Raw genomic sequence first — 9,526 nt, forward strand, 5'->3', positions numbered from 1 at the left:
CGTGCGCTTGGCAGGGAAGGCTTTAAGCAGGAAAGAGAATCAACTGGAAATCACCCTCGCGCCCCGTCCCGGGCGGGCCCGCAGGATTTGCCGCACGGCCGGATGCTCCCGCAGACGGCATTCCACCTCGGCCGAGGATTCCTCCGGGCAGAGGCAATGCACGTTCGGGCCGGCGTCGACCGAATAGGCCGCGGGCAGGCCCTCCGCGCGCCAACGCCGAACTGACTGCATCAGGTCCGCGGTGGCCGGGGTTTGATAATCCAGGGCAGGCACGGAAGTCCGCATCACTTCAATCATCCGTCCGGTGTCTTCCTCGGAAATCTCCGCCAGGGCGGGGAAGTCACGCATTCGGATCGCCCGGCGGCAGATCTCCAGGCGCCGCGGGGAATCCGCCACGCGCTCCGCCTGCAGGGGGCTGGTCCGCGCCAAGCGGTTGCCCTCGGCCGAACCGACCTTCTTGGGGGCGGGATCGAGGACGGCGATCAGATCGACGAGCGCCCAGTGTTCCGGCGGGGCGATGCTTTCCGCGTACGATTCTTCGTCGGCGTCCGCCGCACGCCATTCGACAAAGCCGCCGGGGATGGATCGGCTGGCTGATCCGGATCCGCGCCGAGCCAGGACGGTAAGCTCCCGTTCAGAGAGCCTTAAACCCAAGGCGGCCGCCGCCGCGGCGGTCAGGGCGGCGAATCCGGAGGCCGAGGAGGCGATCCCGGCTCCGAGGGGGAAATTGTTAGCACTGCTGACGCGCGCCTTCCAGGTCATCCCCGCCCTGGCGCGCAGCAGAGCGAGATGATCCGACACGCGGTCGAGCGCGATCCCGGATTGCGGCTTCCGATCCAGGATGAATTCGTCCTCGGCGATTAGCGGATCGAAGGCGACGGAGGTGCGCGTCTCGATGCCGGCGAGGTTCATCGAGATTGAGCCGCCGGCGGGCAGGCGCAGGGCGTCGTCGCGGTTGCCCCAGTATTTGATGAAGGCGATGTTGGGATGAGCGACGGCGGTTGCGTAACACATCATGGAATAGTGTACCATGCGGACGAATTCCCTTCCCCGCCGCCGGAACCCATCTTCCAAGGCGTTCGTTGGTTTAAAATCCTGCAAGCAGGCGCCTTGTCGTCCCCGCGTTCCAGACAAACCGGTGAATATGAACGCCCATTCCTGAAATCCGCCTTTCGGTCCTCCTTGCCGACGGCCTGGCGGAGGCTTCGAATTCCGCTTCTCGGCGTCCGACTCGGCATGGAGGAGGATCCTTCGCCGGCGAACATGCGCCGCCGCCTGCCTAAGCGACTCAATCACCGCCGCCAGAGGCGGCGGCCCCGTCTACGTTCACAACGGGGCAGGCTTGAGAACACTGCACCTCGAAGCCCCGCCCCGGCCCCCGCGGTGCGAGCCCGCCCCGGCGTTCAGGTCGGGTGCAAGCCCCGTTTTCCCCTTCTGATTCTTTATGTAGAAAACGGGGCAGGCCCCGTTTTCCCCTTCTGATTCTTTATGTAGAAAACGGGGCAGGCCCCGTTTTCCTCTTCTGATTCTTAATGTAGAAAACGGGGCAGGCCCCGTTTTCCCCTTCTGATTCTTAATGTAGAAAACGGGGCAGGCTTTTCCTTCGTCTTTTCAGGATTCAGGACAGTCTGCCGGGCGAGGCCGGGGGCGCGCTCCTACCGGTTCTGCTTTTCGAATTTGTATTCCGATGGAGGAACAGTCTCCGCGGTTTCAATCCCCCCAATTTCACCTCCCCCCTCCCTATGGGAGGAGGGGAGAAGAGCCTTTCCCTGAAATGACGGAACCCAGGCGGGAGGGTGATCGAACCGTGTGCGTAAGGAAGTATTTTTTTCCCCCGGATCCTTCAAGGCGAATACCTTGGCTTATTTTTCGTTTTTTTCTATCAAGACAAATATTCCCACTCCCATGGTAGAACCTTTTCAGGGTATTTTCTGCCATAGGCAGCGGCTTTGGAAGCTGGTAAAAAAAGACTCCCGCTTCAGGGAGTCTTTTTTTTCAGCCGCTTTGCTAGACCGAAGGGCCTAGTTTTGCGATTCGTCGGCATACTTATGGCATTTTACGAGTACGCCGTCAAAATACACGTCGCGCGGCACCACGCTCTTGCATTTATCCGTCGCGTCCGGACAGCGGCCCGCGAATTTGCAGCCCTTGCGCAGGTACTCTTCCTGCTCCAATTCGGTAAGTTTTACCGGCGATGACCAGCGCTTTTTGGGGTCCGCCTGGGGGATGGAATCGCGCAAAAGCTTCGAATAGGGATGCTTGGGGTTCATCAGGACCTGCTCCACCGTCCCCATTTCCACGATGTTTCCGCGGAACATGATGGCGATGCGCTCGCCGATGTAGTAGGCCGTCGCCAGGTCGTGGGTGATGTAGAGGATGCTCACCCCCAATTCGTCCTTGAGCTTCTTGAACAGGTTGACGATCGACATCCGCAGGGAGGCGTCGACCATCGACACCGGCTCGTCGGCGATGATCAGTTTCGGGTCCGTCACCAGCGCGCGGGCGATCGAAATCCTCTGGAGCTGTCCGCCGGAAAACTCGCTCGGGTATTTACCGGCGAATTCCTGGTAGGTCAAGCCCACCAGGCGCAGTTTGGCGTCGATCCACTCCACCGCGGCCTTCTTGGTTTTTGCCAGCCGGTAGTTGCGGACGGTTTCGTGGAAGTAGGAATCCACCGTCCGCAGCGGGTTGAAGGTGCAGAAGGGATCCTGGAAGATCGCCTGGATCCCCTGGGTTCTCCAGACCTTCTCCTTCCTTTTTTGCGGTTTTCCGTCGTGCAGGATCGTCCCGGAGGTGGCCTCCTCAAATCCGAGGATGACTTTGGCCGTGGTGGTTTTGCCGCAGCCGCTTTCGCCGGCCAGGGTGAAAATCTCCGCCGGTTTGATGTGGAAGCTGACATGATCCGCGGCGACCAGTTTGATCCGGGCGATCAGGTTGCCTTGGAAGTACTGTTTGGTTAATTCTTTGACCTCAAGCAGCTTTTCCATGCTCACCTTCTCCAAATAGCCAGCAAGCCACCTTGTGGTTTTCACTCGGATACGAAAAGCCCGGCATCGTCCGGCGGCAGACATCCATCACCTTCGGGCAGCGCGGGTGGAAGGGGCAGCCGTCCGGCAGGTCCGCCAGGGAAGGCGGGCTTCCGGGCACGCTGCTGCGGATGGATTTGTCGCCGAGTTTGGGGAGGGAATCGATCAGGAATTGCGTATACGGATGCTGCGGCTTGGCGAAGATCCGCTCCGAAGTCGATTCTTCCACGATCTTTCCGGCGTACATGATTCCGATCCGGTCGGCGAGGTTGGCCTGCACGCCCATGTCGTGGGTCACGACGACGATTGTGTTCTTTAGTCTTTTCTGGATATCTTTCAGCATCTGGATCACGCCGCGCTGGACGACCACGTCCAGCGCCGTGGTGGGTTCGTCGCCGATCATGATCCGCGGCTTCATCAGCGCCGCCAGGGCGATCGTCACGCGCTGGCGCATGCCGCCCGAAAGCTGGTGAGGATAGACGTCGAGGACGTTTTTGGGCAGGCCGAACTCGATGATCTGTTTGCGGGCCTGTTCGAAAATGTCTTCGTGGCTCTGCCCGCTGAACTGATCGGCGAGGTAACTCTCGAACGATTCGTTCATCGGCTTGCGGATGGGCACGCGGACTTCCGACACAAAGTGGCTGGCGATGAAATCCTTATAGGTCTCCCGGATCCTCAACACCGGGTTGAGGACGCTCATCGAGCCCTGGGGGATGTTGGAGATGTACACCAATCGCAGTTTGCGCTTTTCCTCCTGGCTCAGCGCCGTGGCGTCGATTTCCCCCTTTCCGTCGACCCGGTAATAGACCTTGCCGCCGATCAGGCGCAGGGGCGGGATGATGTCGGTGAACAGCGCCTTCAACAGCGTGGTTTTTCCGCAGCCGCTTTCCCCCGCGATGCCGTAGATTTCGTTTTCCGTAATGTTTAAGTCCACGCCGTTCACGGCTTTGACGATCTTCTGCTTGCCGAGCATGTCCAGGACGTAGTACGTCTTGAGCTGGTCGGTGCGCAGGATTGCGGGATGGGTATCTGCCATGGTTGATTCTCTTCTACGTTCCGACCCGCTGGGTGCGGGTCCGCGGATCGAGGTATTCGCTGATGCTGACCGAAAGCCAATACAGGGCGACGAACAGGAACACCGACAGGACCACCGGGGTCAGGATCCACCACCAGCGGCCGAGCAGGATCGCCTGGTAGGCGAGGGCCCAGTTGAGCATCGTGCCCAGAGTGGGGATGTTGACGTTCATCAACCCGAGGATGGCGAGGGTCATTTCCAATCCGATCGCCCAAGCCATGTTGTTGATCAGAGTCGAAAACACCAGCGGCATGGTGAAGGGCATGTATTCCTTCCACACCAACTCCACGGTCCCGGTACCCGAGAGGATCGCCGTCTGGGTGAACTCGCGTTCGCGCAGGCTAAGGATCACCGAGCGGATGACGCGCGCGTCCCAGGCCCACCCGAACACCGCCAGCAGAAGCGCCAGGATGAGCAGGTTCATGTACTCGCGGAGCAGCATCGCCATCATGATCAGGATCAGGAGCAGCGGGATGACCAGCAGGCTGTCGCTGATGAACATCAGCACCCGGTCGGTCATTCCGCCCACGTAGCCCGCGACCATGCCCACCAGGATGGCGATGATGCGGGAAAGCAGTCCGGCGATGACCGAGATGATCAGCGAGTTGCGGACGGCGAAGGCCGCCTGCCAGAAGATGTCCTGGCCCTTCGAGTCGGTGCCCAGCCAATATTCCGCCGAGGGCTTCAGGTCGCGGGGGACCGCGCCGGTCAGGGCGGGGTCGTCGGGGGAGAAATGGGCGACAATCGCCAGAGCCAGCAGAATGAGCAAGACGCTGAAACTCAAGGTAAAGCGGTAATCCTTGAAAAGATCGCGGAGGATTTTCACGGCAGCCGCACTCCTTAGGTGTACCGTACGCGCGGATCAAACAGCGGATACAGCAGGTCCAGGGCGAGCATCATCGTGGTGATGCCGAGGATGGAATAGACTGTGATGCCCATGATCAGGTTGTAGTCGCCGTTCACGATCGCATTGTAGATCAGCGTGCCCAGGCCGGGATAGGAAAACACGATCTCGGTGATCAGGGCGCCGCTGAAGATCTGTCCGAGGGAAAGGGCCAGGCCGGTGATCTGGGGCATCACGGCGTTGCGGATCACGTACTTGCCCACGATCCGGCTTTCCGTCACCCCGCCCAGCTTGGCGTATTGGACGAAATTTTCGGCGTTGACGTTCTGCACGATCAGCTTCATGGTTTGGAAGTTGATCGCGGCGCCGAGGACGATCATCGACATCGCCGGCAAAAACGAATGGTGGAGGATATCCTGGATGGTGACCCAGTTGAACACCAGCTTGCGGCCCAGGTCGGTGCCGCCGGCAACCGGGAACCACGGAATGAAATATCCGAACACGAGGAGCAGCATAAAGGCAAAGATGTAATACGGCTGCGGGCGGATGACCATGGCGATGGCGTCGAGCAGGCGCGACCAGCGCCGGCGGGAATAATATCCGGCCAGCCCGCCGACGATGTTGCCCAGGGTCCAGTTGATGGCCGTTGAGATGAGCAGCAATCCGAGGGTCCACGGCATGGCCCGCGCGACCATCTGGTTGACCGTGGTCGGGAACTGGAAGAAGGAAACCCCGAAATCGCCCCGGAACAGCCTGCTCCAAAAGGCGACATACTGCTCCCACCAGGAACCTTCCAGCCCGTACATTTCCTTCAAAGCGTTGATGGCCACTTCCATCGCCCCCGGCTCCATTTGCGCGCCGCGGGCTTGCATCACCCCGATCATCGCGGCGACGGGATCGTTGGGCAAGAGCCGCGGGATGATGAACACGGCGGTGATTCCTAGAAAAATCACCAATATGTATTGCACCAGCCTGGGGATGAGATAGCGTTTTAGGAAGTTCACTTCGAATTCCTCGCTCGTTTTCTCCGCGACATCCTGCGGATGCTCAAAGCCGGTTGGTGTGAGAAGCTTGCGCTTCTCACACCAACCGTGTGGTTCAGCGTTCTACTAAGATCGGGCGGGAGTTAAGCCCCGGTCGGCTCCAAGAACGGAGTTTGATACTTGTAGGGGCCCCAGTGCGGATACGGCTGGGTGTAGGCGTTCTCGCTGCCCGGCCAGTTGGTCCAGTAGGTCGTATCCCAGGCCAGGAAGCCGGTGTACCCGTAGGTCGGGACGCCGGGCATATTCTTGACCAGTTCCTGCAGGCCTTTGGTGCCGACGGCGATGACGGCCGCGGAATCGGCCGGATCGGTCTCGCGCAGTTCCTTGATGATGTCCATCAAGGCATCCGAGCACCAGCGCGAGGGATGGCTGGGGGTGAGTTGGCCGACCGGCTTGATGTAATCTCGGTTGTAGAAGTTGAGCGTCCGGTACAGGTCGGGACCAGCGCCCCAGGGTTCCTGCGCCGGCCAGTTGCCCGAGACGTCGAAGTCGCCGATGCCGTTGAGGTTGGCGGAGGCGTCGGTCGGGAACAACTCGGCGTCGATGCCGAACTTTCTCCATTCCTGAACCGCGCCCATCCCGTTGCGGGTGGCGTGGGTGGTGGTGTCGACGGCGCAGACGAACTTGATCTTCCACGGGCTGCCGTCGGGCAGCAACCACTTGCCGTCCGCATTCTTCGAGAAGCCGTTCTTGACCAGCAGCTTCTCGGCGACGTCGGGGGCGTACTTGTACCAGCCCAGGCCGAACGTCTTATCCGTGAATTCCTGATCCTCGGGGAAGACGTAGCCGCGGCCCTTGGCGTACTCGGCGATGCGCTTCGGCGCATCCGCATCGTAGGGCGCGAAGGTTTCCCCGCCGCCCACGTCGATGGTGAAGGCCTTGAGCCAATCCTGCATCGGGGCGATGTAGTCCTTGGGGTAAGCGCCCAAGTGCGGGACGTGGACCGGGCTCAGCGTGCCGGAGCCGTCGACCGCCGTGCCGGCATAGGTGACGATGTCGATCGCCAGCAGGAGAGCCCAGCGGACGTCGACGTTGTCGTACGGCGCGCGCGCGGTGTTGAAGGTGATCCCGGTGATGCAGGGGTCGTTGTTGACCACCCACGGGAAGGTGGGCTGGTAGCCGCGCGAGCTCTTGGATTGGGCCAGGACGGCTTTGAGCCCGTCCGAGGACAGGTTCAGGTAATCCGCCTGATGGGTCAGCTGGGCGAGGATCTTGGCGCCCTCGTTGGCGAAGTTCTGATAGATGATGTACTTCGGTTTGGGCTCGCCGTACATCATGCCGGCTGGGGATTTATCCCAGTCGTCGCGCTTCACCCAAGCGGTCCAGAAGCCGGCTTCGTCGAAGCTGTGCAGTTTGTAGGGGCCGCAGCCGACGAACGGATTGAACGGGAAGTTGATTTTGTCTTCCACATTCTCAAAGACATGCTTGGGCATGATCCACGTGCAGCCCCAGCGGTCGAGGAAGTTGGTGTGGAAGCGCGAGTTGGAGATCGCCAACTCGAAGACGACCGTGTAATCGTCCTTGGCGGTCACGGATTTGACGTTTTGCGTCATGAAGCCGTTGCCGCTCCACGTTGCGTCCGACAACAGGGTTTCGACCGTGAAGACGACATCCGCAGCGGTGAAGGGTTCGCCGTCGTCCCACAGAACGCCTTGGCGCAGGGGAATTTCGCAGGTGGTGAAATCGGCGTTGTACTTCGGATCGCCGTCGGCCAGGCCGTTGACGATTTCGCCGGTGGCGAAGTCGACTGACCACAGGGGCTCGTTGGCCAGGGTCTGTGTGCCGCGGTCGCGGTTCTTCCAGCCCACCCACTCGTTGAAGTTGTTGGGCGAGCCGCAGCGGCCGGTCAGGATGTCGTTGATGATGGTTTCGCTGCGGGGGAACGTGCCCAGCACGTCGGCCATATCCAGCTTCTCGACGGTGGGCGTGACCTCTTTGATGACTTCCTGGGTCTGGACAACGACTTCGGGGGTGGTGTCGCTCGGCTTGCAGGAAACGAGCAGCGCCGCGCCGCCGGTGCCGGCGGTGAGCAGCTTCATAAACTTTCGGCGATTCATTTTTTGGGACATTCCTTCCTCCTGGAGTATCTGAACAGTTTGCGTGACGAAGTGCAAGATCAGATCTATGGTGAAAGGTGATGCTTTTTACAATAGGCCGCCTCCTTTCGTTTTTGCCATTACCTACTCCTTCCGGTTGGCGCCACGTTGGTCCGCCCGGAAAAGATCACGGCGGCGCGGCGCAGGAATTCCGGATGACCAGCCGGGTGGGGATTTTATACAAGTTGCTTTCCCCGGCCGGATTGGCCGGCAGGGGTTCCCCGTTTACCAGCTTGGCAAGCATTTCGGTCGCGACGGCGCCCATCTGTTCGATGAATTGGTCGACGGTGGTCAGCGGCGGGTTGAGGTAAGCCGTTTCGTGCAGATTATCATATCCGATAACCGATAAATCCGCCGGGATCCGCAGACCCAGCTCACCGGCGACCTGGTACACGCCCATCGCCGCCAAATCGTTGGCGGCGAATATCGCCGTCGGACGCTCGGGCAGGGAAAGCAGCCGGCGGGCGCAGTCCACGGCCGTTTCGGCGGTATAGTCGCCGATCTCAATCCAATCCTGGTTGAGCGGTATGCCCGCCGCGCACAACCCTTCCTTGTACCCCAGCAGGCGTTCGTTCGAGATGACCTGCTCCATGTTGCCGGTGATGTGGCCGATGCGGCGATGGCCCAAACCGGCCAGGTACTTCATCGCCTCCAGGGCGCCTTCCCGGTTTGTCGCGACGATCGAGGGGTGGTCGGGGGTTTCGGTGTTCGGGTCGATGATCACCAGCGGGGCGTTGGTGGTGAACTGGGTCGCCATCGGCGTCACCACAACCGCCCCGTCGGTGATGCCGCCGTTCAACAGCGCCACGTAGGAACGCTCGTGCCGGGCGATGTTTTCCTTGTCCACCACGCCGCTGGTGTAAATAATTAGGTTCGTATCGAGTTTGGTGATCGCTCGGTTTACGCCGCGCAGGATTTCCTGGGAATAATACAAAGCGACGTTCGGCATGATCAGGCCGATAACGTTCGTTCTATGGCTGCGCATCCCGCGCGCGGCCAAGCTGGAGGCGTATCCCAATTCTTGGACGACAGCCAAGACCTTTTTGACAGTCTTCTCGGAAATGTCATCTTTTCCGTTCAGGACCCGCGAAACAGTGGAGACCGAAACACCGGCCTCCTTGGCTACTTCTCGGATAGTGACTGCCTTGGGACTTCTCTTAATGGCAACCTTGGGCATCGTTTCTGGTATTGTTTCCGGAAACGTTACAGCAATTATCTCAGCAATGCGGGGTTATGTCAATAAGGTTTCTTGCGTCTGATCACCCAAAAAACACAAGCGGGGTGGAAGTCTTCCCTCCTCACAATCGCACGGGTAAAAAATACGGTTTTGAGGCTTTTTTTGAAGGATTATATTAGTGCAAATTCCGGTCAATTCGGCCACCGATTCCGGTGTAATCCGGCCGCCCCATACCAACCCTCCATCATCAGCGACGAGATTGTAC

Annotated in this window: 7 protein-coding genes; all 7 read right to left on the reverse strand. The window is 60.0% G+C overall.

What is annotated here, in order from left to right; translation table 11 throughout:
- Nucleotides 1–39 precede the first annotated feature (39 nt).
- The gene (mvaD, locus tag JW929_01995) at nt 40–1,032 is read right to left on the reverse strand and encodes a diphosphomevalonate decarboxylase (GenBank protein MBN1438156.1); all 993 of its coding nucleotides are present in this window, start codon (nt 1,030–1,032) and stop codon (nt 40–42) included.
- 989 nt (nt 1,033–2,021) lie between these two features.
- Nucleotides 2,022–2,987 (reverse strand): ABC transporter ATP-binding protein, encoded by a 966-nt coding sequence (locus JW929_02000; protein ID MBN1438157.1) that lies wholly within the window; start codon nt 2,985–2,987, stop codon nt 2,022–2,024.
- Complete coding sequence (locus JW929_02005) at nt 2,971–4,062, reverse strand: ABC transporter ATP-binding protein (GenBank protein MBN1438158.1); 1,092 nt, start codon at nt 4,060–4,062, stop codon at nt 2,971–2,973. The genes JW929_02000 and JW929_02005 overlap by 17 nt, the downstream gene beginning before the upstream one ends.
- Nucleotides 4,063–4,075: 13 nt before the next feature.
- Nucleotides 4,076–4,927 (reverse strand): ABC transporter permease, encoded by an 852-nt coding sequence (locus JW929_02010; protein MBN1438159.1) that lies wholly within the window; start codon nt 4,925–4,927, stop codon nt 4,076–4,078.
- Between the two features lie 14 nt (nt 4,928–4,941).
- Complete coding sequence (locus JW929_02015) at nt 4,942–5,949, reverse strand: ABC transporter permease (protein ID MBN1438160.1); 1,008 nt, start codon at nt 5,947–5,949, stop codon at nt 4,942–4,944.
- Between the two features lie 122 nt (nt 5,950–6,071).
- Entirely contained in the window at nt 6,072–8,045 is a 1,974-nt protein-coding gene (locus JW929_02020) for an ABC transporter substrate-binding protein (protein ID MBN1438161.1), read from the reverse strand.
- 166 nt (nt 8,046–8,211) lie between these two features.
- A complete protein-coding gene (locus JW929_02025) occupies nt 8,212–9,261 on the reverse strand; it encodes a LacI family DNA-binding transcriptional regulator (GenBank protein MBN1438162.1) in 1,050 nt (349 codons plus the stop codon).
- Nucleotides 9,262–9,526 lie beyond the last annotated feature (265 nt).

It is taken from the genome of Anaerolineales bacterium (assembly GCA_016928575.1).
GTDB lineage: Bacteria > Chloroflexota > Anaerolineae > Anaerolineales > RBG-16-64-43 > JAFGKK01.

Coding starts and splice junctions, on each gene's coding strand:
- mvaD (MBN1438156.1), bottom strand. CDS start 1,032: ATGGTACACTATTCCATGATGTGTTACGCAACCGCCGTCGCTCATCCC.
- JW929_02000 (MBN1438157.1), bottom strand. CDS start 2,987: ATGGAAAAGCTGCTTGAGGTCAAAGAATTAACCAAACAGTACTTCCAA.
- JW929_02005 (MBN1438158.1), bottom strand. CDS start 4,062: ATGGCAGATACCCATCCCGCAATCCTGCGCACCGACCAGCTCAAGACG.
- JW929_02020 (MBN1438161.1), bottom strand. CDS start 8,045: ATGAATCGCCGAAAGTTTATGAAGCTGCTCACCGCCGGCACCGGCGGC.
- JW929_02025 (MBN1438162.1), bottom strand. CDS start 9,261: ATGCCCAAGGTTGCCATTAAGAGAAGTCCCAAGGCAGTCACTATCCGA.